The organism is Aeromonas sp. R3-1, assembly GCF_040908345.1.
Classification (GTDB): Bacteria; Pseudomonadota; Gammaproteobacteria; order Enterobacterales; family Aeromonadaceae; genus Aeromonas; species Aeromonas veronii.
The window spans coordinates 1-23,468 of record NZ_JBFODN010000091.1 but is presented as its reverse complement, the minus strand read 5'-3'; the positions used below and the strand labels follow the sequence as shown (position 1 = coordinate 23,468).

At 60.7% G+C, this 23,468-nt stretch carries 25 protein-coding genes and 1 pseudogene; 12 read left to right on the top strand and 14 right to left on the bottom strand.

Annotation, left to right across the window (positions count from 1 at the left end; genetic code table 11):
• Nucleotides 1-25: 25 nt before the first annotated feature.
• From AB5Y85_RS06180 to tapT, 4 genes are all read right to left on the bottom strand, one after another.
• Complete coding sequence (locus AB5Y85_RS06180; RefSeq protein WP_005340360.1) at nt 26-451, bottom strand: hypothetical protein; 426 nt, start codon at nt 449-451, stop codon at nt 26-28.
• 194 nt (nt 452-645) lie between these two features.
• Nucleotides 646-1,419 (bottom strand): peroxide stress protein YaaA, encoded by a 774-nt coding sequence (yaaA, locus tag AB5Y85_RS06175; RefSeq protein WP_257686760.1) that lies wholly within the window; start codon nt 1,417-1,419, stop codon nt 646-648.
• A gap of 47 nt (nt 1,420-1,466) precedes the next feature.
• Nucleotides 1,467-2,576, bottom strand: a complete 1,110-nt coding sequence (gene tapU, locus AB5Y85_RS06170; protein WP_201937783.1) for a type IVa pilus ATPase TapU — start codon at nt 2,574-2,576, stop codon at nt 1,467-1,469.
• 28 nt (nt 2,577-2,604) lie between these two features.
• Nucleotides 2,605-3,639, bottom strand: coding sequence for a type IVa pilus ATPase TapT (gene tapT / locus AB5Y85_RS06165; RefSeq protein ID WP_005340354.1), 1,035 nt, complete (start codon nt 3,637-3,639; stop codon nt 2,605-2,607).
• Between the two features lie 39 nt (nt 3,640-3,678).
• On the opposite strand from tapT, the gene AB5Y85_RS06160 reads away from it, so the two are divergent.
• From AB5Y85_RS06160 to AB5Y85_RS06140, 5 genes are all read left to right on the top strand, one after another.
• Nucleotides 3,679-4,380: a YggS family pyridoxal phosphate-dependent enzyme gene (locus AB5Y85_RS06160; protein WP_257686759.1), complete on the top strand. Its 702-nt coding sequence runs from the start codon at nt 3,679-3,681 to the stop codon at nt 4,378-4,380.
• Between the two features lie 142 nt (nt 4,381-4,522).
• Nucleotides 4,523-5,347 (top strand): pyrroline-5-carboxylate reductase, encoded by an 825-nt coding sequence (proC, locus tag AB5Y85_RS06155; protein ID WP_257686758.1) that lies wholly within the window; start codon nt 4,523-4,525, stop codon nt 5,345-5,347.
• Between the two features lie 11 nt (nt 5,348-5,358).
• A complete protein-coding gene (locus tag AB5Y85_RS06150) occupies nt 5,359-5,910 on the top strand; it encodes a YggT family protein (RefSeq protein WP_005340343.1) in 552 nt (183 codons plus the stop codon).
• Entirely contained in the window at nt 5,910-6,212 is a 303-nt protein-coding gene (yggU, locus tag AB5Y85_RS06145; RefSeq protein WP_005340341.1) for a DUF167 family protein YggU, read from the top strand. Before AB5Y85_RS06150 ends, yggU begins: the two co-directional genes overlap by 1 nt.
• A gap of 43 nt (nt 6,213-6,255) precedes the next feature.
• Nucleotides 6,256-6,675 (top strand): DUF4426 domain-containing protein, encoded by a 420-nt coding sequence (locus AB5Y85_RS06140; protein WP_157161459.1) that lies wholly within the window; start codon nt 6,256-6,258, stop codon nt 6,673-6,675.
• A gap of 101 nt (nt 6,676-6,776) precedes the next feature.
• Here the strand turns inward: AB5Y85_RS06140 and AB5Y85_RS06135 are convergent, their stop codons facing one another.
• The 7 genes from AB5Y85_RS06135 to AB5Y85_RS06105 all read right to left on the bottom strand — a co-directional run bounded on the left by AB5Y85_RS06135 (nt 6,777) and on the right by AB5Y85_RS06105 (nt 14,204).
• Nucleotides 6,777-7,973 carry a NupC/NupG family nucleoside CNT transporter gene (locus AB5Y85_RS06135; protein WP_005348874.1) on the bottom strand — a complete coding sequence of 399 codons (1,197 nt, stop codon included), beginning with the start codon at nt 7,971-7,973 and terminating at the stop codon, nt 6,777-6,779.
• A 182-nt stretch (nt 7,974-8,155) separates the two neighbouring features.
• Nucleotides 8,156-9,091, bottom strand: coding sequence for a LysR family transcriptional regulator (locus AB5Y85_RS06130; RefSeq protein ID WP_005340335.1), 936 nt, complete (start codon nt 9,089-9,091; stop codon nt 8,156-8,158).
• 82 nt (nt 9,092-9,173) lie between these two features.
• Nucleotides 9,174-9,710, bottom strand: coding sequence for a glutathione peroxidase (locus tag AB5Y85_RS06125; RefSeq protein WP_257686756.1), 537 nt, complete (start codon nt 9,708-9,710; stop codon nt 9,174-9,176).
• A 58-nt stretch (nt 9,711-9,768) separates the two neighbouring features.
• The gene (locus AB5Y85_RS06120; RefSeq protein ID WP_257686755.1) at nt 9,769-10,332 is read right to left on the bottom strand and encodes an NnrU family protein; all 564 of its coding nucleotides are present in this window, start codon (nt 10,330-10,332) and stop codon (nt 9,769-9,771) included.
• 232 nt (nt 10,333-10,564) lie between these two features.
• Nucleotides 10,565-11,698, bottom strand: coding sequence for a glycerate kinase (locus AB5Y85_RS06115; protein ID WP_257686754.1), 1,134 nt, complete (start codon nt 11,696-11,698; stop codon nt 10,565-10,567).
• Between the two features lie 9 nt (nt 11,699-11,707).
• Nucleotides 11,708-12,970 (bottom strand): GntP family permease, encoded by a 1,263-nt coding sequence (locus AB5Y85_RS06110; protein WP_005340326.1) that lies wholly within the window; start codon nt 12,968-12,970, stop codon nt 11,708-11,710.
• A gap of 118 nt (nt 12,971-13,088) precedes the next feature.
• A complete protein-coding gene (locus AB5Y85_RS06105) occupies nt 13,089-14,204 on the bottom strand; it encodes a sugar diacid recognition domain-containing protein (protein ID WP_257686753.1) in 1,116 nt (371 codons plus the stop codon).
• Between the two features lie 209 nt (nt 14,205-14,413).
• On the opposite strand from AB5Y85_RS06105, the gene AB5Y85_RS06100 reads away from it, so the two are divergent.
• Both AB5Y85_RS06100 and AB5Y85_RS06095 read left to right on the top strand, forming a co-directional pair.
• Complete coding sequence (locus AB5Y85_RS06100; protein ID WP_026034971.1) at nt 14,414-14,788, top strand: YacL family protein; 375 nt, start codon at nt 14,414-14,416, stop codon at nt 14,786-14,788.
• Between the two features lie 53 nt (nt 14,789-14,841).
• Entirely contained in the window at nt 14,842-15,138 is a 297-nt protein-coding gene (locus AB5Y85_RS06095; RefSeq protein WP_005348860.1) for a hypothetical protein, read from the top strand.
• Nucleotides 15,139-15,205: 67 nt separating this feature from the next.
• Here the strand turns inward: AB5Y85_RS06095 and AB5Y85_RS06090 are convergent, their stop codons facing one another.
• Nucleotides 15,206-15,943, bottom strand: a complete 738-nt coding sequence (locus AB5Y85_RS06090; protein ID WP_257686752.1) for an ABC transporter substrate-binding protein — start codon at nt 15,941-15,943, stop codon at nt 15,206-15,208.
• Nucleotides 15,944-16,063: 120 nt separating this feature from the next.
• On the opposite strand from AB5Y85_RS06090, the gene AB5Y85_RS06085 reads away from it, so the two are divergent.
• From AB5Y85_RS06085 to AB5Y85_RS06075, 3 genes are all read left to right on the top strand, one after another.
• Entirely contained in the window at nt 16,064-16,894 is an 831-nt protein-coding gene (locus AB5Y85_RS06085) for a CPBP family intramembrane glutamic endopeptidase (protein ID WP_257686751.1), read from the top strand.
• A gap of 198 nt (nt 16,895-17,092) precedes the next feature.
• Complete coding sequence (locus AB5Y85_RS06080; RefSeq protein WP_257686750.1) at nt 17,093-18,409, top strand: sphingomyelin phosphodiesterase; 1,317 nt, start codon at nt 17,093-17,095, stop codon at nt 18,407-18,409.
• Nucleotides 18,406-19,191, top strand: a complete 786-nt coding sequence (locus AB5Y85_RS06075; protein ID WP_257686749.1) for a hypothetical protein — start codon at nt 18,406-18,408, stop codon at nt 19,189-19,191. The genes AB5Y85_RS06080 and AB5Y85_RS06075 overlap by 4 nt, the downstream gene beginning before the upstream one ends.
• 2 nt (nt 19,192-19,193) lie before the next feature.
• Here AB5Y85_RS06075 and AB5Y85_RS06070 read toward each other — a convergent pair whose 3' ends face one another.
• Nucleotides 19,194-20,414, bottom strand: coding sequence for a DEAD/DEAH box helicase (locus AB5Y85_RS06070; protein ID WP_257686748.1), 1,221 nt, complete (start codon nt 20,412-20,414; stop codon nt 19,194-19,196).
• Nucleotides 20,415-20,558: 144 nt separating this feature from the next.
• Between AB5Y85_RS06070 and AB5Y85_RS06065 the strand changes: the two are divergent.
• Nucleotides 20,559-21,385 (top strand): annotated as a pseudogene (locus AB5Y85_RS06065) (transporter substrate-binding domain-containing protein).
• Between the two features lie 58 nt (nt 21,386-21,443).
• Here the strand turns inward: AB5Y85_RS06065 and tpx are convergent.
• A complete protein-coding gene (gene tpx / locus AB5Y85_RS06060; RefSeq protein ID WP_005341463.1) occupies nt 21,444-21,944 on the bottom strand; it encodes a thiol peroxidase in 501 nt (166 codons plus the stop codon).
• A gap of 184 nt (nt 21,945-22,128) precedes the next feature.
• Here tpx and AB5Y85_RS06055 point away from each other — a divergent pair.
• On the top strand, nt 22,129-23,468 hold a 1,340-nt coding region (locus AB5Y85_RS06055), incomplete at its 3' end, for a cation transporter (RefSeq protein WP_368221274.1).

Sequence of the window (23,468 nt, the reverse complement as noted above, 5' to 3'; positions counted from 1 at the left end):
CCTTCGCCTCTGACGTAACAGCTGGCTACTCGCTCTGGGGCAGGAACTGCAGCTCCGGCGCCGAGGAGGTCAGCACATCGGCGCAATAATCCCAGGTCGAGATGCGATAGTGCTGCAGATCTTCATCCAGATGCAGGCCGTCCGACTCCTGATGGAACCAGCTGGCAAAACGGGATGGGGTGATGAGCTGGATCTGCTCTTCGATAGCGTGACTATCCTTCCCCTCGGCCAGATCGCAATCTTCGATGACCCGCAGGGCATAGATATGGCGAAAATAGACCCGGCAGAGGATTTGCGGGGGCAGATCGATGCTGCGTGCCCGCCCAAGCATGATGGTCAGGGAGTCGCTCCAGAGATCCTGATGCAGCTCGGCAACGACCAGCCCGGGTGGGAGCTGGCGGGACGGAGCCCAAGGGACGGCAACCTGCCGAATGGCATTTTTCTGTTCCATATTCACCTCGCAACGACTCGCTCCCTGTCTTGAGTCTATCTGAACCACATAGTCCCGGCGAAGGCAATCGATGGACAATAAAAACGGCAATAAAAAAGCCGACGTATCAAACGTCGGCGAATAAAAAGTGCTTACAACAGAGGATTCACATATTCAGACCCGCGGGTCGAAAGATTGGTTCCCTCTTTTTGTAATTAATTTTCGGCGCGTTTAAACATCAGGGTATTGGCGTCCGACTCTTCCGGCACAAAGTAGTAGCCCTCGGCGTTGAAACCGATCAGCTGCTCCACCTCGGTCAGACGGTGCTTGATGATGTGGCGAGCCATCATGCCGCGCGCCTTCTTGGCGTAGAAGCTGATGATCTTGAACTGGCCGTTCTTCTCATCCTTGAACACCGGTGTGACAATCCGCCCTTTCAGGCTCTTGGGGCGTACCGACTTGAAATACTCGTCGGAGGCCAGATTGATCAGCACTTCATCCCCCTGCGCTGCCAGCGCGTCGTTGAGATGGTGAGTGATCACCTCCCCCCAGAACTGGTAAAGATCCTTGCCGCGACTATTGTCGAGTTTGGTCCCCATCTCCAGCCGATAGGGCATCATCAGGTCGAGGGGACGCAACACGCCGTAGAGGCCGGAGAGCATCCGCAGGTGTGCCTGAGCGAAGTCAAAATCGGCCTCGCTGAAATCCTCTACCGCCAAACCGGTGTAGACATCCCCCTTGAAGGCCAGCAGCGCCTGACGGGCATTGGCGGGGGTGAAATCTGGCTGCCACTCGGCAAACCGGGCGGCATTGAGACCGGCCAGCTTGTCGCTGATCTTCATCAGAGTGGCGATCTGGTCAGGGCTCAGTTGGCGGGCTCGGCTAATCAGTTCGGCGGAGTGATCCAGCAGCTCGGGTTGGGTGAAACGGGGGGTCACCAGCGGTGACTCGTAATCCAGCGTCTTGGCCGGGGAAACCACAATCAGCATAACGTTCCTTTCTGGCTAGGGGCCGAACAGCGGATCGGCCCCATGTTTCATTCATCCAGCGTCACATTTTCCAGTGTGCCGGACCCCAGCTGCTCGCGACCGGAGAGCTTGATCAGCAGCCGCAGGTCGTTGGCCGAGTCGGCATGGGCGAGGGCCTCACTGTAGCCAATCTGGCCGGCGCAGAACAGGCTGAAAAGCGCCTGATCGAAGGTCTGCATGCCCAGTTCGGCAGATTTGGTCATAACCTCCTTGAGACGGTGCATCTCTCCCTTGCGGATGATGTCGGTGATGAGCGGGGTATTGAGCAGGATCTCGAATGCCGCACTGCGCCGCAAACCATCGACACTCGGCACCAGTTGCTGGGCGACAATGGCTCTGAGGTTGAAGGAGAGATCGAACAGAAACTGGCGATGTTTCTCCTGCGGCACCAGATGGAGGATGCGATCCAGCGCTTGGTTGGCGTTGTTGGCATGCAAAGTGGCGAGACAGAGATGGCCAGTTTCGGCGAACTGCAGGGCAAACTCCATGGTCTCCTGACTGCGGATCTCGCCGATCAGGATCACGTCCGGCGCCTGACGCAGCGAGCTTTTTAGCGCCACATCGAACGACTCGGTGTCGATCCCCACCTCTCGCTGGGTCACCAGACTACGACCATGCTGATGAACGAACTCCACCGGATCTTCCACCGTCAGAATATGACCATCGGCATGCTGGTTGCGATAGCCGATCATCGCCGCCTGGGTAGTCGATTTGCCCGCCCCGGTGGCGCCGACAAACAGCACCAGTCCCCGCTTGGCCATCGCCACCTCTTGCAGGATCTTGGGTAGCTGCAGATCTTCAAAGGTGGGAATGCGGGTCTCGATACGCCGCACCACCATGCCGGGCAGCTCCTGCTGCCAGAAGGCGCTGACCCGAAAACGGCCAAGCGCTTCGCGATAAATCGCGTAGTTGGCCTCCTTGGTGCGGATATAGCGCTCGAAGTGATCGCTGCTGAGGGTATCCCTGACCAGCGTCAGTGCCCCCTTCTTGTCGAGCGCCTCACCTCCTAGCGACACCAGATGGCCATTCACCTTGAGGGTGGGCGGCGAGCCCACCGTCACAAACAGATCCGATCCCTTTCGCTCGACCAGCTCGCTCAGCAGATCATCCAGATTCATCATCTATCCCTCCCTGGGTGCGAGTCGCTTAAATGCTGTTGGGATCGACGGCCTTGGCCTTGGCATCGAGGGATGCCACCACACCGCGACTCACCAGCTGCTTGAGACTCTGATCCATGGTCTGCATGCCGTGGGTCATCCCGGTCTGGATCACCGAGTAGAGCTGGGCAATCTTGTCCTCCCGGATCAGGTTACGCACCGCCGGAATGCCCATCATGATCTCGTGGGCCGCCACCCGGCCACCGCCAATACGCTTGAGCAGGGTCTGGGAGATAACTGCCCGCAGGGATTCGGAGAGCATGGAACGCACCATGTCCTTCTCCGCGCCGGGGAAGACGTCGATGATACGGTCGATGGTCTTGGCCGCCGACGAGGTGTGCAGGGTGCCAAACACCAGGTGGCCGGTTTCGGCGGCAGTCATGGCCAGACGAATGGTCTCAAGGTCGCGCATTTCACCCACCAGAATGATGTCCGGGTCTTCCCGCAGTGCCGAGCGCAGGGCGTTGCTGAAGCTCTTGGTATCGCGGTGTACTTCCCGCTGGTTCACCAGACAGCGTTTGTTCTCGTGGACGAATTCGATGGGATCTTCGATGGTGAGAATGTGGTGATGGAAGTTCTCGTTGATGTAGTTGACCATGGCAGCCAGGGTGGTCGACTTACCGGAACCGGTCGGGCCAGTCACCAGTACCAGACCCCGCGGGAACTCGGCGATCTTGCGGAAGATCTCCGGCGCATCGAGATCTTCGAGGCTCAGCACAGTGCTGGGGATGGTACGAAATACCGCGCCAGAGCCGCGCGCCTGCTGGAAGGCGTTGACCCGGAAACGGGCCAGATTGGGCACCTCGAACGAGAAATCGACCTCGAAGTTCTCCTCCAGCTCCTTGCGCTGATGGTCGTTCATGATGTCGTAAATGAGGGCATGCACTTCCCGATGTTCCAGGGCGGGCAAATTGATCTTGCGAACCTCACCATCAACCCTGATCATCGGGGGAACCCCGGCCGAGAGGTGTAGATCCGAGGCTTTATGCTTTACACTGAAAGCCAATAACTCTGTGATATCCATAGACTTGTCATTCTCCCATCACAAGATCACTAACGAAATATGAACCAGATTGCCCAGCACCTGTTTCAGGTAAAGGAACGTATTGCCCAGGCCGCCGAACGGGCGAGCCGCAACCTGCAGCAGATCCGCCTGCTGGCCGTGAGCAAGACCAAGCCGGTCGAGGCCATCATGGCTGCCCATGCCGCAGGTCAGCGCTGCTTTGGCGAATCCTACGCTCAGGAAGCAGCGGCCAAGATCGATACCTTGCGCCAGCAGCCGGAATATAGCGACATAGAGTGGCACTTTATCGGCCCTTTGCAATCGAACAAATCCAAACTGGTCGCCGAACGGTTTGACTGGGTACAGAGCGTGGATCGGGACAAGCTGATCGACCGCCTCAACAACCAGCGTCCAGCCAGCATGGCACCGCTAAATGTTTGTCTGCAAATCAATATTAGCGGAGAGAGCAGCAAATCCGGAACGTCGGAACAAGAGATTTTCCGCCTTGCCGAGCTGGTCTCCCACAGTGAGCGACTGGTGCTGCGGGGGCTGATGGCCATTCCCGAGCACACCAGTGACGAGAGCGTACTGGCCGCCCAAATGACCCGTATGCAGACTCTGTTCACCGAGCTTGCGCGACAATACCCCACGATGGATACCCTCTCGATGGGGATGACCGAGGATCTTGAACTGGCGATAGCCCACGGCAGCACCATGGTGCGGGTCGGCACCGCCATCTTCGGCGCCCGTGACTACTCATAGGCAAGGCCAGCGGATAACCAATACGTCCGCCTCTTGCCGCGACTTCATCAACAGGAGCGTTTGATGGAACACCGAATTCTGGCGTCTGGTGGTGCAGGCAGCACCCACCCCGCCGCGACCCCATGTGCTACAGGAGCATCTGATGCAGCATAGAACGCTGGCCTTTATCGGCGCGGGCAACATGAGCCGCAGCATCATAGCCGGACTGGTCAAGGCGGGTTATCCCGCCGGGCAGATCACTGCTGCCAACCCCAGTCTGCCCAAGCTGGAGGCGCTGGCGAGCGAACATGGCATTCACATCACCCAGAGTAATGCCGAGGCGGCCCGAGGCGCCGAAGTGATCGTGCTGGCGGTCAAACCGCAGCTGATGGCCGGCATGCTGGCAGCACTGGTTGAAGAGCTGGGATCCCTTGAGGGCAAGCTGCTCATCTCCATCGCAGCTGGTATCAAGGTGGCGCGCCTTGGCGAGATGGCCGGTGGCCATGACCGCATCATCCGCACCATGCCCAATACCCCTGCTCTGCTGGGTCTGGGCATGACCGGTCTCTATGCACCCGAACATATTGCCGCCGCGGATCGCGACTTTGCCGAGCAGATGATGCAGGCGGTCGGCAAGACCCTCTGGGTGGATCAAGAGTCCGGCATCAACGGCGTCATCGCCGCGGCGGGCAGTGCTCCGGCCTACTTCTTCCTCTTTATGCAGGCGATCGCCGAAGAGGCAGAGGCAATGGGCTTCTCGCCCGATCAGGCACGCCTGCTGGTGCAGCAGACCGCGCTGGGCGCAGCCGCCATGGTGGAGCAAAACCCGGAGCTGGCGCTGCAAACCCTGCGTGAGCAGGTGACCAGCAAGGGCGGCACCACAGCCGAAGCCATCAAGACATTCCAGCTGCAGGGGCTGATGCCGCTGACTGCGCAAGCCATGCAGGCGGCCGTTACTCGCGCCACCGAAATGGAAACCCTCTTCTAACAGGAGCCCAGATGAACACTGCTTACTTTCTGATTAACACCGTTTTCGATCTCTACCTGATGGTGATCCTGCTGCGCGTCTGGCTGCAGTGGGCCCGTGCCGACTTCTACAACCCGATGAGCCAGATGGTGGTCAAGCTGACCAATCCGCTGGTGATCCCGCTGCGCCGCGTTATCCCGGGCTTTGGCGGCATCGATCTCGCCTCCGTGGTGCTGGCGCTGGCTGTCGCCTTCCTCAAGCTGGCCCTGCTCAAGAGCATGAACGTACTGCTGGCGGACTGGCTCAGCATCAGCCTGTTTGCCGCGCTGACCGTGCTGAAAAAAGCGGGCTCGATGATCTTCTGGGTACTGCTGATCCGCGCCATCCTGAGCTGGGTCAGCCAGGGCCGCAACCCCATCGAATACGTGATGCATCAGCTGACCGAGCCCTTCCTCGCCCCTATCCGCCGCGTACTGCCGGCACTGGGCGGGCTGGATCTCTCGGTGCTGGTCGCCTTTATCGGCCTGCAAGCCATCAACTACCTGCTGGGTGACCTGTTCGGCCAGCTGTGGTGGATGATTTGATGCCAGCCGTCCTGCAACAAGGGGATGAACTGGTACTGCATCTGGTGATCCAGCCCAAGGCGAGTCGGGATCAGATCATCGGATTGCATGGCGAAGAGCTGAAAGTGGCCATCACGGCGCCGCCCGTCGATGGCCAGGCCAACAGCCATCTGATCAAGTTTCTGGCCAAGCAGTTCAAGGTGGCCAAGGGACAGATCACCATAGTGCGGGGCGAGCTGGGGCGACACAAAACCGTCGCCATCGACAGCCCCAAACAGTTGCCGCAAGAAGTGAGTGCGCTGCTGAATGACACGCAAGGCTGAATGAATCGGCCTGCGCCAACCGTAGATATGAGAGGGATGACAGATGAAAACAGCCTGGATGAGTGGCCTGCTGGCACTGCTGATGACCCTGCCGCTCAAGGCAGAACAGATGAAGGCGCTGGGGCCCTGGCTGGTGCACTACAACGCCTTCAACTCCAGCTTCCTCACACCGGAGGTCGCCAAGGCGTATGGACTGGAGCGCAGCCGCTACAACGCCATCATCAATATCGCGGTACAGGACAAGCAGAAAGTGGCGCAAGCCGTGGGGATCACCGGTGAGGCCAAGAACCTGACCGGTACCATCCGCACCCTGAACTTTCAGGAGGTAAAAGAGGGGGATGCCATCTACTATCTGGCGACCCTCCCCTACCGCAACGAAGATACCTATCAGTTCACCCTGAAGATCATGGGCGGTGGGCAGCAACAGAACCTCAGCTTCCAGCAAACCTTCTACGTCGACTGAGCAGCAACAAGAAGCCCCGACCAAGGCCGGGGCTTCATTTTATCCATATGACAAGGGCGCCATGAGGGCGCCCTTGTTGCATCTATCCCGTACCGCAACGGTTACAGGGCGAGGAACAGACCGGCCAGACAGGCACTCATCAGGTTCGCCAGCACGCCGGAGAGAATGGCGCGCATGCCGTAACGGGCGATGAAGGATTTGCGCTCCGGCACCATGGAGCCCAGACCACCGATCAGGATCGCCATGGAGGAGATGTTGGCAAAGCCGCACAGGGCGAAGGTCACGATGGCCTTGCTCGACTCGCTCAGGGTCTGATCCTGCACCAGACCGATGAAGGCGACGAACTCGTTGACCACGATCTTGGTACCGATCAGGGCGCCAGCGGCTTGCGCCTGATCCCAGGGCACACCGATCAGCCAGGAGACGGGGGCAAACAGCCAACCCAGAATGATCTGGAAGCTCAGATCCAGCCCTACCAGACCACCAGCCCAGCCGAGAAGTCCATTGAGCATGGCGATCACGCCAACGAAGGCCAGCAGGGTCGCACCAACCGCCACCGCAATATTGAGGCCAGACATGGCGCCATCGGCCGCCGCTTCAATCACGTTGGTGGCGCGGGGGATCTCTACATCCTGATGGTGATCGACCTCTTCAGCTCCCGGCGGCACCAGGATTTTGGCCATCGCCAGACCGGCAGGGGCCGACATGAAGGCGGCAGCGATCAGGTATTTCAGCTCAACCCCGAGGCTGGCATAGCCCACCAGGGTGCCACCGGCGACGGAGGCGAGACCACAGCTCATCACAGCGAAGAACTGGGAATCGGACATCTTGGAGAGGTAGGGTTTGACCACCAGCGGCGCTTCCACCATGCCGACGAAGATGTTGGCAGTGGCGGAGAGGCTCTCGGCACGGCCGGTGCCCAGCAGCTTCTGCAAGCCACCACCCAGCAGGGCGATCACCCGCGGCATGATACCGATGTGGTAGAGGATGGCGATCACCGCAGAGAAGAAGATGATGACCGGTAACACGTTGAAGGCAAAGATGAAGCCCAGCTTGAACTTGGCCAGATCGCCGAACAGGAAGGCGATCCCCTCCTGACCATAACCGATCACGCTGCTTACGCTCTCGCTGACCCCGTTCAGCACGTGCTGACCGGCAGGCAACCAGAGCACCAGACCGGCAAACATGATTTGCAGACAGAGGGCAAGGCCAACTGTTCGCAACGGGATACGACGACGATTATCAGAGCAGATGACGGCAAGCGCCAGGATACTCAGGATGCCGAGCAGGGCAATCATAGGGACTCCATCAGGTGGGGCAAAAGATGGGCGCGGATTCTGCGCCTCTCCCCCCGTCACTGCAAGTCCGCTTGGTTACAACCCTGTTAGAAAAAACGTTTGCACGATATCGGTTGCGCCAACTGGCTGATTTGGTTCGATTTTAGTATCAGGAGAAATCAAGAGTTCTTATATGGAAACAATCATTCCTCACCGCCGGACAATTTACCCCCGAGCCAGGGGGCCAGTCGCTGCTCCCAATAGGGTTCGGGGCCAAAGCGGGCCTTGAGGAAATCGATGAAGAGACGGATCTTGGGATCCAGATGTTCGCGCCGGGCATAAACGGCGTGTACCGCCATCTGTTGGTTCGGTCGCCACCCTGGCAACACAGGGATCAGCTTGCCACTCTGTAACTCCTTGTCCAGCAAGTAGTTGGCAATATAGGCGATACCGAGCCCGGCCAGTGCCGCATCCCGCACCGCCTCCGCCATATCCACCCGATAGTTGCCCGCCACCTGCACCGTCTGACGCTCCTTGCCCTGGCGAAACGACCACTGGTGATAGCGCCGCTCCCGACTCTGGTAAGTGATGCAGTTGTGCTGGGCCAGATCCTTGGGATGAAGCGGCGTGCCGTGGCTCAGCAGGTAATCCGGCGAAGCCGCCACCACGAAGCCAATGTCAGCCAGCCGCTGTCCCACCAGCCCTTCCGGCTTGTCCTCATAGGTGGTAAGCCAGAGATCCAGCCCTTCATCCACCAGATTGGTTCTGTGGTCGAACAGCGAGACTTCCAGCTCGAGCTCGGGATAGCGATCCTGAAACGCCTTGAGATGGGGAATGACGTGCAGACGGCCAAAAGATTGGCCCACCCCGAGATGGAGCACGCCGCTCACCTTGCCACGCCGCTCGGCGATCATGGAGTCCGCCTCCTGCGCCACCGCCACCAGCGCATGACAGTGACGGGCGTACTCCTGACCCAGCTCGGTCAGGACGAAGCGGCGGGTAGTGCGCTGGACCAGCTGGGCACCGAGGGTGGTCTCCAGCAGCGCCAGCTGCTTGCTGATATGAGATTTGGAGACCCCGAGACGACGGGCGGCGGCAGAGATCCCCTGCTCGCGCACCAGCGCATCGAAGATCACCATTTGAGGAAGACGTTGCAGCACAAGATAACCGGATTGAGTGGCGGGAGCCCATTATTCCAGAGCCGCCCGCCAAGGGGTAGGGTCAGAGCCCCAGCGCCCGGATGATCTGCAGTTTGAGGGGGTCGTCAGCCGGATTCTGGTTAGCGCCGTAGCTGGCGATCAGCTTGCCATCGCGCCCCACCAGATACTTGTGGAAGTTCCAGTTCGGCTCATCCCCATCAGCGGCCGCCGCCAGCCCCTTGAACAGTGGTACAGCATCGGAGCCCCGCACCGCTACCCGATTGAACATCGGGAAGGTGACGCCATAGTCGCGGCGACACACCTCGGCAGTCTTGGTCTCGTTGCCCGCCTCCTGCCAGAAATCGTTGGAGGGAAAACCCAGAATAATCAGTCCCTTATCCTTGTAGCTCTGGTAGAGCTTCTCCAGATCGCGGAACTGGCCGCTGTAGCCGCAGTAGGAGGCGGTATTGACTACCAGTACCACCTTGCCCTCGGTCAGCTGACAGAGGTTATGGCGCTGAGAGTTGTTTAGCTCCCGCATCTCCACATTGAAATAATCGGGGCACGCCGCAGAGGCCGCGCCGGCCCCCAATAACAGCAACAGAGTGAACCATTTCATCGCCAAGACTCCTTTTGTTTTGTCCATCATACGCGGTTACCAGAGCCGCAGTTCACTCTCAATGCAGGGGAATGCCGGTCAGCCAGCCGTGGCCCCAGAACACCAGCAGCGCGGTGGCAACCAGGCCCGCCCCGACGCTGATGCCGGTGCCCGTCCAGTTGGCCGCCGGACGGGGATATCGCTGCCAGTCCCGCACCGAAATCCAGACCATGCTCACCAGCGCCCACAGCCCGATGCCGCCAAACAACACCAGAGAGCGCGCCTCGCTGTTGACCAGCAGATGGGCCATCGCCCAGAGCAGGGTACCGAGCAGTTGGGGATGCACCAGCCAACGGCGCAGATGGTTGGGCCCCTGGCCGGAGAAGAAGAGGATCAGCGCAAAGGGCATCATCACCGTCATGGTCATCGGCCCCCACTCCGGCAGGAAGTAGAGCGGCAGCGAGCTGGCCGACCGCCAACCGGCGATGATGCAGGCGATGGCGATAAACACCAGCAGGGAGAAGAGCCCCTTGTAGCGATTCTCCCCCAGCCGTTCTCTCAGTCGCGCCCGATGGGCTACCGCAAAACAGGGGTAGAGATGGATCAGGGTAAACAGCGTAACCCCCAGGGTCAGCAGGAACATGAGTCTCTCCTTGTACTTGGTACGACCACTATGCCGTAAAGGGAGATGTGCGCCTATCAAAACCGCGCTGACCCATGGAGTCAAAAGTGTGGCAAGACAAAGGAACGGAAAGAAAAGAGCCGATCACGATGGATCGGCAAATAAGTGCCAGGGCAGTCAGACATCTCGCGAGATGGGAGATGCCCCAAACGGGGATATTGAGTGGCCGATGGCGCGCATCGGCCGAACCGGATCAACCCTTGAGTTGATAGAGTGCCGCAACGTTGCGCGCGGTGAGTTGAATGTTGGTGCTGGCGCTCTCCAGCGCCTCCGGCAGAGACATGGCGCGGTTGACCACGGCGAATACCGCGTCCAGCCCGTGATCGTGTACCACACCGCAATCGTCGGTCAGGCAACCGGAGATGCCGATCACCGGCTTGCCGAACTGCTTGGCGCAACGTGCGACACCGATTGGCGTCTTGCCATGGATGGTCTGGCTGTCGATGCGCCCTTCGCCGGTGATGACCAGATCCGCATCGGCCACTTCCTCGGCCAGTTTCAGCGCTTCGATGACGATCTGGATGCCGGGCTTGAGCTCGGCACCAAGCAGACCGACCAGCGCGGCCCCCATGCCACCGGCAGCGCCCGCCCCCGGAATATCCTTCACCTGCTTGCCAAGGGCCTGTTCAATGCAGTCGGCATAACGGGAGAGGTTGGCATCGAGCTGCGCCACCATCTCGGGGGTCGCCCCCTTTTGCGGGCCAAACACCGCAGAGGCGCCTTTCGGGCCGCAGAGCGGGTTGTTCACATCGCACGCCACCTCGATAATCAGATCGCTCAGGCGCGGATCCAGACCGTTCAGATCGATGGTCGCGAGTTCGGCAAGACCGGCGCCACCCAGCTCGATGGCAGAGCCATCCGCTTTGAGCAGCTTGCCGCCGAGCGCCTGGATCATGCCGGCACCGCCGTCATTGGTGGCGCTGCCGCCGATACCGAGAATAAGGTGCTTCACCCCCATCTCCAGCGCGGCCAGGATCAGCTCACCGGTCCCGAAGCTGGAGGTGTGCAGCGGATTGCGCTGCTCGGGCGCCACCAGATGGATGCCGGAGGCGGCGGCCATCTCGATGACGGCGCGCTCGCCATCACCCAGCAGGCCGACGAAGCCCTGCACCTTGTTGCCAAGGGGCGCAGTCACTTCGACCGGCAGGATCCGGCCACCGGTGGCATCCACCAGCGATTGCACCGTGCCCTCACCGCCATCGGCCATCGGCAATTTGACGTAGGTGGCGTTCGGCAGCACCTGCTTGAAACCGGCCTCGATGGCATCAGCCACCGCCATGGCGCTCAGACTCTCCTTGAATGAATCGGGGGCAATAACAATTTTCATATCAACTCCTTAGGCGAGGCCAAACACGCCAAACATCAGGGTAGAGACAGTTGCAATGGTCAGACCGACTGCAGTTTCGTAAGGGATAAGTTTCAGGCGCTCACCTACCCCCATGTGGACGCTGCCACCGGTGGCATGGAAGAAGGAGCCGTGGGGCATGTGGTCAAACACGGTGGCACCGGCATGGATCATGGCTGCTCCGGCCAGACTGCTGATCCCCAGTTCAATCAGGGTGGAGCTGAATACGTTGGAGGCCACCACGGTACCGGCGGTGGTCGAGGCGGTCGCCAGCGACATCAAAGCACCGGAGATAGGCGCCAGCAGGTAAGAAGGCAGACCGGAGGCGGTCAGGCCGCTGATCAGCACATCTTTCAGGCCGGAGTTGGCAATGATGCCCGCCAGGGTACCGGTACCCAGCAGCATGATGGCAACCGGCGCCATACGGGCGAGGCCGGAGACCGCAAACTGGTTCACCTTGCTGAATTTACCCATCATCAGGGCGCCGACCAGACCACCGAGGGGCAGTGCAATCAGCGGATCCACCACGATACCGGCGACCGGCCGCAGGGCCAGCAGCAGGATGGCGACCAGCGGCGCGCTGATGGCGGCGGCAAAGCCCGGCAACTTGGCACCGGCAAAGCTCACCACTTCATCAGCAGCAACCTTGCTGCCCTTGTTGTTCAGCCGCTTGGCCAGCCAGTAGGCCATCACCAGACCGAACAGACCCGGAATGATGCCCGCAGCCATCACAGAGGTCAGGGGCAGATGGAAGGCATCAGCCGCGGCAATGGCGTTGGGGTTGGGGGACATTACGTTACCCGCCTTGCCGCCGCCGATCATCGCCAGCAGGATGGCCGCCTTGGAGAGGTCGGCACGGCGGGCAATGGCCAGCGCGATGGGGGCAACCGTGATAACGGCCACATCCACGAATACGCCGACCGCAGTCAGGATCAAGGTTGCCAGCGCCAGTGCCAGCAGGGCGCGGGTTTCACCCAGCTTCTTGACGATAGTCTCGGCGATAGTGGTGGCCGCGCCCGATTCGATCAACACGCCCGCCAGCACACCGGCCGCCAGGATCCGCATCACAGCTGTGGTGATCCCCTGGGCCCCGCCGATCATCAGGGCGACGGTCTGGGTCAGATCGGCACCGCCAATCAGACCACCGGCCAAAGCCCCCACGATCATGCCGTAAGCGGGCGGCACCTTCTTCAAAATGAGGATGATGGCGATGGAGAGCGCCGCGATGGCGCCAAGGGCTGTAACCGGGATCATGACGGACACCTTCAATGGGAGTGAATGGCCGCCATTATGGAGATCTGCAATCAGAATTCTTTGGCTGAATAGCCAAAAATCGCTTCATGTAAAAGTAGTTTTTTGTCTAATTTTACAATCACAAGTCGAGATTAAGGCCGAGATAGAGCAAAAATTTGTCGTCTAACTTGTTGAAATTCAACCCGGTTATCTGCTCTATTCGCCCCAGCCGATAGCGCAGGGTATTGGGGTGAATGAACAGAGCTTCGGCACAGCGATGCAGATCACAATCCTGCAAGAAATAGTGGCGCAAGGTCTTCTGCAGCGCCCCTTTGCCATCTTCCCGGGCCAGTTTCTGCAGCGGTGTGCGCAGCTGATCCGCCTGCCATGAGTCCGCCAGACTGCCCAGCAGCACCGGCAAACGGTAGTCCTCAAAGAAGTAGACCTGTTTGCGCGGCGCCTGCCGCATGCCACGGCGCAGGGTATCTCGCGCCGTCTGGTAAGAGCGCGCCAGCCCGTCGATCCCGGCGAAGTAATCGCCCACCGCGATATGCACCTTGAAGTGGGGAATGCGGGCCAGCAACTGCTTGATTCGGCTGCGCTCCTGCGCCGATTGCCAGATGCCATCACTCAATTGTGCCGGTTTGAGCACCACTATCTCGTCGAGCCCGTTGATGGCGACCAGATTGTCCCGCTCCGGATTTTCCAGCTGATGAACCAGCTCTCGCAGACGCGCCGGATCGGCCTCCTCCAGCGCCAGCACGGCCACCACCCGAGGCTGGGCCAACTCCAGCCCGAGAAAGCGGGCCGCCTGCTGCAATTGATCGACTCGCCCCTCACCACGTATAAGCTGCAACACCAGCTCCTCCTTGTGGCGCTTGTCCCACTGCAGCTGTTCGGTGAGTGCCGCCTGCTCCAGGATCAGTTCGGCGGTCATTCGCACCAGCTCGGCGTAAGCACGCACTTCCTCCGGATCGCCGGAGATGCCGATCACCCCGATCAGCTCCCCCTGATAGGAGATGGGCAAATTGATGCCGGGTCGCACCCCTTTGAGCTGCAAGGCAGTCGCTTCGCTGATCTCCACCACCCGGTTTTCTGTCAATGCCAGCACGGCCCCTTCGTGGCGCTGATGGATCCGCTCCGGATTGCCGGACGCAATGATGAGACCGTGTTCGTCCATCACGTTGACCGAAAAGGAGAGGATCTTCATCGCCCGTGCGACGATCTGGCGGGCAAGATTATCGTTTAGCTGCATAACATCTCCGGACAAGGGGCTGATCTGGCGACGCCACCACGGGCCTATTCAGGGCACATGGGCGCAAAGATGCCACATCATCAAGACAAGCGAGAGGGGGATCGCTAGAATAGGCCACTTTACCCGATGTGTGCCCCGCCATGGAGCAGGAATTGCGTGCTTGCACCCGCCTGCCCGTGATGGCCCATCCCTCCGATCTGGACTGTGCTATGGATTATGAATTTCGCCGCGACCCGTTTGGTGGCTATCGCGCCCGGTTCTCCATGGGCCATGAAGCCATCGGTCAGTGGCTGATCGACGAGGTTGGCAAGGATGAAGAGAAGCTCGACGAGCTCTTCTCCATCATTGATCAGCTCTCCAACCGCACCCGAGTCGAATACCGGCTCAACGGCGGTGACTACTCCCTGCTGCTGACCCATGAAGAGGCGGAGGTGAAAGCCAACGCCCTCAATATCGAGCTGGGTGAGGATCTTGACGATCTCGCCTACTACGATGATGAACAGCTGGCCATGTGCGGGCTGGAAGATTTTGCCCAGGTGCTCACCTCCTGGCGCGCCTTTATCCGTAACGAGGATATGGGCTGATTGACCCAATGTCGGGCAAATGTGCCCTTTTGCCTAACTCAACAGGATTGACTATGTCTATTTACGATTTTGATGACGAACTGCCGGAAGACGAAGAACAGGAATCCACCAAGAAAGCGGCTGCACCTGCCAAGAAGAAAGGCAAGCAGGTGATGAACACTCAGGTCAACCTGAGCCCGCGCGATGCCAGCCGCCTGAACGGCATGCACGTTGAAGCGATCGCCACACTGGACGACGTCAGCCTGCCGAAGAACGTCATCTTCAAGGCTGGCCTGATCGCCCTGGGCGAACTGGAAGCCGGCAAGCGCGCCGATATCATCGCCCGCGTGATCGCAGAATCAGGCCGCTAATCGCCCCTGAAGGCATAAAGAAAGCCGGAGCCACTGCTCCGGCTTTTTGTTTTCCGGCCGTGCACCCTCAACGGCAATCGATCCCCTTTCCGGCTCGGGAGACCAGTTGGTCATAGCGACCATCGGCACGGGCGGCAGCCAGAGCATGATTGAAGCGCTCAAGCAGGTTGGCGGCCTCAGGGTACTGCCGTGAAATGATCAGGTAAAAGGTGTCGCTCTGACGAAAGTGGGGCAATGCCTGCAGATGGCAGGGATCGCCAAACAGCTGACGGCTGGCATCCCGGGTCACCGTCTCGTTCATCGGCAGCAGATCGATCCGTTTGCGATCCAGCAATTGCAGACATTGTGCCAGGGTCTTGGGGCGCTGCAGATCCAGCCCGAAACTCTTGATCACCCCGTCGGCATGGCTGGTACTCCACCCCAGCGGAATACAGACACGCAACCCTTGCCAGCGGCCAGCCTGAATGACCTCGCTCCCCCGATAGGTGAACCAGGAGAGGCGATCAATGTGAATGGGAGCGCTGTAGTGGAAGAGCTTGGCCCGCTCGGCAGTCCAGGCGTAGGGGAAGGTGGCCGCGACCAACCCATTGCGGGTCAACTGATAGCCGCGGGGCCAGGGCAGGTAGTCGACCTGGAGCTCTCGATACCCGGCCTCTTGCAGCAGGGTCGTCACCAGCCGGGTGCTCTCGCCACCTTCAGGCAGGGCCTTGCCGGTATAGGGGGTGAACTCACCGGTCACCAGCAGCAAGGGTGCGGCCTGCAGCCAGACACACCAACAACACAACAACCACAGACAATGCTTCATCAGCTGCTCTCCCTTTACCCTGTTGATGAGTATAGAGAAGGGATCCGACCACCTCCTGCGCGGTTGTCCTGCTGACGCCCACTTGTTAAGGTTGCCGCCTGCCTCGATCAAGGAGATCCAATGTTACCCCCTCCCGACTCATTTATCTGGGGCGCGCTGGCACTGGCAGTGCTGCTTGCCCTCTTCCGCCAACGTCTTCCCGCCTTTGCTCTGCTGGGACTCTCCCTGCTGCTGGCACTGTGGCTTGACCGAATGACGCTACCCGCCCTGCTGGTCTCGGTCGCAGGATTACTGCTGGCGTGGCGTGCGCCAACCCTCCCCGCCCGCTGGGCGATGGTGACCAGAGTGGTGCTGATCCTCTGGGCGATTGCGCTGACCCTGCACCTAATCCCCGGCTTCAACAATCTCAAGGCGCTGGATCAGGCGCTGGCAGGCCCCGCCAGCGTGCCGTTCAACATGTATCTGAACCTCGACAAACCGCTGCTGCTCTTTGGCTTGCTGCTGGCCTGCCCGATGCTGCTGGGCAAGGGGGGCGCAATCCGCTGGCGCCCGCTGGCCCTGTTACTGCTGCCGCTGGGAGCCCTGCTGGTCATCGCCTGGCAGTTGGGGGCACTGAAACCGGAAGTGGGTCTGCCCCACTGGTGGTGGCTGTTTGCACTCAACAATCTGCTGTTCACCTGCGTGGCAGAAGAGGCGCTGTTTCGCGGCGCGATCCAGCAGGAGCTGACCGAGCGTTACCGCCCCTGGATTGGCATCGTCGTGGCTGCGCTACTGTTCGGAGCCATCCACCTGCCCGGTGGCCCACTGCTGGCGCTGTTTGCGACCCTGGCAGGCTGCTGCTATGGCCTGGCATTCCAGCTCAGCGGGCGACTCTCCGTGGCCATCCTGATCCACTTCGCCTTCAACTTCGCCCATCTGGCGCTCTTCACCTACCCGCTGGCCCACCGCTAACTCCTGAAGGCGCCTGACACGGGCGCCTTCCCTCGCTCTTCCCTCTCTCTTTAAGCGTGCTGCCTCGCTCGCTTTACACCTCCACAAAGCTCCAAACAAAACCAATTTATTTACTTGTAACCAAAATGTAAACAAACTGACCTCTGCATTCGCCATAACAGTCACTTTCCATTGCCCTGCAACCAAAAGGAGCCTGTGATGCAGAAAACCCTCAGTTATGCCGCCCTGCTGCTGGTCAGCCAGTTCCCGCAACTGGCACTGGCCGATACCGATGTCTATCTCACCAACAACAGTCCTGAACCGCTTCAGATCGACATCCGCCAAAGCGGCAGCGGCCAGCTGCAACCCGGCAGTCAGTGGAGCCAGCACCGCACCGAGCTGGGCCCGTGGGAGAGCGCCATGGTACTCAGCTTCAATCGCTATGAGGGGGTCAAGGCGGGCAAGAGCTATCTGTTCGAAACCCGCGTGACCACAGCGGGTGGCGACGTCTATCGGCTCAACCAGCTGATGGAGGGAACCTGGTGGAACACCACCTTGCAGCACGGTGGCGAGACGCCGACCAGCGCATCCGGCTGGCAAAACGATCGGGCGATCCACCGCGTTGCGGGGCCACAAGAGCTGGCCTTTGCCGCCAAGTTCACCGGCCGCTACGACGATCTGCACTATATGATCACGCCTCCCCAAAAACGGGAGCAACCGGAACCGGCAGAACACAGGCTCAAGGTGGCCAGCTACAACGTCTGGGCACTGCCGGTCATCGCCTCCAGCATCGGCGAGCGGTTGACCTTGCTGCCTGATTATCTCAAGGGCTATGACGCCCTGCTGCTGCAAGAGGTATTCGATGGCCGCCGCGAAGGCTTTTTGCAGGCGCTGGCGAAAGAGTACCCCTACCAGACCAAAGTACTCGACAAGCCCGGGGTCAACATTCATGACGGCGGCGTGGTGATCGTCAGCCGCTATCCCATAGTGCGGGAGGCCCAGCTGGTCTATCCCCAATGCACCGGCACCGACTGCTTCGCCGACAAGGGGGTGATGTACGCCGAGGTGATCAAGGGGGGCAAGGCGTGGCACCTGTTCGCCAGCCACACCGCCAGCTTCGACACCGACGAGGCCCGCAAGCTGCGCCAGATCCAGTTCGGTCAGATCCGCTCTCTGGCTGCCAGCCTCAAGATCCCCGCCAGCGACACCGTCATCTACGGCGGCGACTTCAACGTCAACAAACGCAAGTTTGCCGATGACTACGCCAATATGCTGGCCAATCTGAACGCCCATGAACCCGCCTATGGCGGCTACACCGAAGCCACCTTTGATCCCAGGATCAACCCCTATGCCGGTGGCCCACTCTCCGGTGGCGCCAACGTCGAGTATCTGGACTATCTGGTAGTGAGTCGGGAGTACGGCAACGCCAGCCACAACCTCAACACGGTCTGGATCCCGCGCAGCAGCGATGGCAGCCTCTGGCCCGCCAGCAACCTCTCAGACCACTTCCCGGTCAAGGGAGAGATCAGCCGATGACTCACCGTTACGGGATACTGGCACTGGCTATCCTGACCCTTTTGCTGGTGAATCTGGGCTGGCAGGAAGAGCAACCCCCGATATCGCCAGAACGGTCGGCGACGCCCTCTCCGGCCGATATGCAGTTGCCAGCAGAACCGGGGAGCCCGCCTCCCCGCATGCCAAACGCTGAGGGGATGGATGGCAAAAGCAAAGAAGTGCCCAGCAGCTGGCAGGCGATGCCGGATGAACTGATCAACCAGCTTGCCAGCGAGATCAGCGACAGCGAGTTGCCGCTGGCGCAGCGCGTGAGCAATCTGGAAGCAACAGAGGCCGGGTGGCTGAGCGAGGGGGAGAGTCTGATCCGGCTACAGGGGCGCTATGCCCTGGCGCTGGATCAGTTGGCGCAAGAGAGCGAGCAGTTGCCGCTGGCCGAGCGGCTGGACGCCCTCAGCCGCTTGCAGGATCGGTGGGCAGCGAATCATCCGGATCTGGCGGTGGATCTGTTCAACCCTGATGCCCGCCTGCAGCAAGCTCGTCAGCTGTGGGGAGATGAGGAGCTGGCCACCCTGGCCCGTCACTTCCTGCCCGCAGAGCAGGCTGAAGCCACGCTGGCGTTTGCTAGGGCGCGCCAGCAGCAGCTGGATCAACGCAACCGCTATCAGCGAGAGCTGGCCGAGCTCGAGCAGCAACTGGCGGCCAGCCAACAACAGATGGATCCTGCGCTGTGGCAACAACACAAGGAGGAGGTGTTGAGCCAGTGGCGTCGTGACTTCTTCGCGCGGGAGCAAGGCAAACCCTGAGGTCAGCGCTTGCCCTTGAACTGCTTGACGCTGCGTTTGGCCTGAGTGCGGCGATTGGCCTGCTTATCACGAGGGGGGCGCTTGCCCTCCCCGCTGGCAGGCTGGTCGGTGACCGGGAATCCCGCCAGATCGCCCAACGGCAGCTCGCGGCCGGTCAGGGTGCGGATGGCTTGCAGCATGTCACTCTCGCCATGACAAACCAGCGAGATGGCCAGCCCCTCACGGCCAGCCCGGGCGGTACGACCGATGCGGTGTACATAGACAGGGGCGCTGGCGGGCAAGTCCAGATTGATCACCACCGGCAGCGCCTCCACATGGATGCCGCGCGCCATCAGGTCGGTGGCCACCAGCACCCGAATTTTGCCCTCTTTGAAATCGCCGAGCGCCTGCTCGCGCACCGCCTGCTCCTTCTCGCCATGAAGGGCGGCCACCGCAATGCCCGCCTTGGCCAGCTTTCTGGCAACCCCGTCGGCATCATCCCGCGCACTGATAAAGACCAGCACCTGCGGCCACGCCTGCTCCTTGAGCAGGCTGATGAGCGCCGGTACCTTGCTGCTCTTGTTGACCAGATAGAGCCGCTCTTCGATCTCGTTTACCACGCTGTTGAGGGGGGTGGCCTCGATACGGGTAGGCTCGCGCAGCAAGCCGTTGGCCAGCGCCTCCAGCTCGGCAGGCAAGGTGGCGGAGAAGAGCAGGGTCTGGCGATCCGCCGGAATAAAGCCGAGCAGCGCCTTGATGTCGGGAGCAAAGCCCATCTCCAGCAGGCGATCCGCCTCATCCAGCACCAAGAGTTGTAAACCATCCAGCCCCAGCACCTGTTGGGTCAGCAGATCCCGCAACCGCCCCGGCGTGGCGACCAGCAGCTGTGGCCCCTGCGCCAGTTCGGCCTGTTGCCGCTCCTGCGCAACGCCCCCACACAACGTCACGATGCGCAGCCCCAGCGCCTCGGCCCCCTCTTTTATCGCGGCAGTGACCTGAATCGCCAGCTCGCGAGTTGGCACCAGCACCAGACCCTGCACCTGGCTGGAGGCAGGATCCAGCCGTTGCAGCAGCGGCAAGCCAAACGCCAGCGTCTTGCCGCTGCCGGTCTGGGCCAGCGCCAGCAGATCCTGCCCCGCCAGCGCAGCCGGAATCGCCAGCTGCTGGATGCGGGTCGGCGTCTGCAAGGTGGCGGGCAAAGAGGCAAGCAGAGCGGGATGGAGGGCAAGTTCGCTAAAGGTCATGGCGCTACGTCAACAAAGAAGTGGGAGGCGAAGTCTAGTGAGCGGGGGCCGAGAAGTAAAACCCTATCCATGATGGCCCGGCCGAGAGGGGCTGGCGACCGGCTGACTACACTTTAGCAGCCCCATCACCAAGAGAGACCCGCCATGACCAGACACATCCCCCTTCTGCTGCTCGTGGTCACCCTGCTCGGCAGCGCCACCCTCGGCCAGTCGCAGACTCCGGAGAGCGACGCAGCACCCGAGCCGCCGAAACCGGTGCGCATCCTCAATGCCCACCTTGGCGAGCTGCCAGGGCTGATCAATGCCGACAAGACAGGCCCCTTTGTCGACCTGGTGCACGCCATCGATGATCTCTACCCCGATGTAACCATCAAGATCACCATCTACCCCATCGCCCGTGCCATGGCTGGGGTGATCTCCGGCAAGGCTGACCTGGGGCTGCCCGCCATCCGCAACCTCAAGGATATCGATATGCTGGCTTATCGCTTCAGCACCCGCAGTTTTGGCAAGGTTGCCCATGTGATTTACAGCAATACCGCCTATCCGGTCACCACGGATATGGCCTATGGCATAGTGCCCACCAAACGGGACCTGCTGATTGAAGCCGTTCCCGACTATATGCCCTTCCCGGTGCAGCGCTCGATGAGTATCGAGCAGTCACTGCGCAAGCTCTCACGCGGCCGTATCGACGCCTTTGTCTGGGCGCAAGAGGAGGCTGACCTGATGCTCAAGCAGCTGGGGCTGACCAATATCAGGCGAGAATTTTTCGGGGATTTCGAGGATGTCTTCATCATCCAGAAAGGGACAGCTGGTGATGAGATGGACGAATTTCTCCGCCAAGCCATCGATCAGCTGGCCGCCACCGGCAAACTGGCCGAGATCTACGAGAAGATCCACCCCCCTATGTGGAGTGGCAACCCTCCCCACCCGCCAAGGCTGAACCGGCAACCACCCCGCCAGCTACGCCCTGAACGGACAATTCCCGCATAAAAAATCCCGCCGAAGCGGGATTTTTTATGGCTTGCAGCCTTACAGCACGGCCAGCGCCGCAGCGTAGTTCGGCTCGTCGGCCACTTCGGCGACCAGCTCGCTGTGCAGCACCTTGTTGTCACCATCCAACACCACGATGGCGCGAGCGGTCAGACCGACCAGCGGACCGGAAGAGAAGGCCACGCCGTAATCTTCCATGAAGGCCGCACCGCGCAGGGTGGAGAGAGTCACAACCTTGTCCAGACCTTCTGCGCCGCAGAAGCGGGACTGGGCGAACGGCAGATCGGCGGAAATGCACAGCACGACTGTGTTCTCCAGCGCGCTGGCCTGCTCGTTGAACTTGCGCACAGAAGTAGCGCAGGTCGGGGTATCGACGCTCGGGAAGATGTTCAGGATTTTGCGCTGACCGGCAAAGCTTGCCAGGGTCACGTCGGAGAGATCCTTGGCCACCAGGGAGAAGGGCTTGGCTTGCTCACCGGCGACCGGGAAGTGACCAGCGACGGAAACCGGGTTGCCTTGCAGAGTGACTGAGTTGCTCATGTGTTATGTCCTTTATTGGTGTAGTAAAAATCCGGGTGATCAGTATAGGGGCGGCGGGACCAGACAAACACCCGCGAAGACAAGGGATATAAAGGGGTTGACCTTGGACTTAACACCAAGGTTTAGACTCCTTCTCGGTAATCAGGGATCTCGCAGGGGCGGGATCCATCAAGAGGGACTCATCATGAGCAAATCCTGCTGCAATCATCAGCACGCCGCCCCCATCAAGGCCGTCAGCAAGGCGGCCTCCGGCCAGAGTGAACATCACCACGATAGCCACTGCTGCGACAACACCACACCCGTCAGTTGCTGTTCAACCCCGACGCCTCATGAGCACGCATCCCGTGACGGCAATGAATCACCCGGGGATGAAGAGCCTCCCCGAGGAAACAGTCACGATCAAGCGTGCTGCAACGCCCCTTTATCGCCGGCTCACGATCATAAGCATGATCACGAGCACGATATGCCCCCTGCCGACCCGCTGGTTGCACCGGTACAAGGCAACAGCCGCCACAGCTGGCAGGTGTTGGGGATGGATTGCCCCAGCTGCGCCCGCAAGATCGAGACCGCCGTCAGCCGGGTGAGCGGCGTGCAACAGGCACGCGTGTTGTTTGCCACCGAGAAGCTGGTAGTGGATCTGGCCCCCGGTCTCTCCCCCGATCCCGTCACCGCCGCCGTGCTGGCCGCCGGTTTCCAGCTCAAGGGGGAAAGTGCTGACAAGCAGGCAGCTGGCCGTAAGCAAGCTTCACAACAGCCCCTGCAAGGCAATCTATTCGGTAACTTTTTGGGCAAATATTGGCAGCCCCTGTCACTGGCCGGCCTGATGCTGGTCGCCGCCCTGCTGCCGAAAGAGCTCGGTCAGCCACTCTTTACCCTGGCGACCCTGTGGGGGCTGTGGCCCATCTCCCGCAAGGCGTGGGCGCTGACCAAAAGCGGCTCCCCCTTCGCCATCGAGACCCTGATGACGGTCGCCGCCGTGGGGGCCCTGTTCCTCGGCGAAACCGCCGAAGCGGCCATGGTACTGCTGCTCTTTATGCTGGGTGAGCATCTGGAGGCCTACGCCGCCGGACGCGCCCGGGCCGGAGTGACCGCTCTGATGGCGCTGGTACCCGACAAGGCGCTGCGGATCCGTACCACTGCTGAAGGCGAGGTGCGGGAAGAGGTCGGCGCCGATCAGCTGCGTCCCGGCGATATTATCGAAATCGCCCCGGGTGCCCGCCTACCTGCAGATGCCCGTCTGCTCGATGCACTTGGCGCGTTTGACGAGAGCGCCCTGACCGGTGAATCCATTCCGGTGGAGCGTCGTCAGGGTGACAAGGTGCCGGCCGGTAGTATGGCGGCCGATCGGGTGCTGCGTCTTGAGGTGGTCTCCGAGCCCGGCAACAACGCCATCGACCGCATCCTGCACCTCATCGAGGAAGCTGAGAGCCAGCGCGCCCCCATCGAGCGCTTTATCGACCGCTTCAGCCGCTGGTATACCCCGGCCATGATGCTGGTCGCCCTGCTGGTGGTGCTGGTGCCACC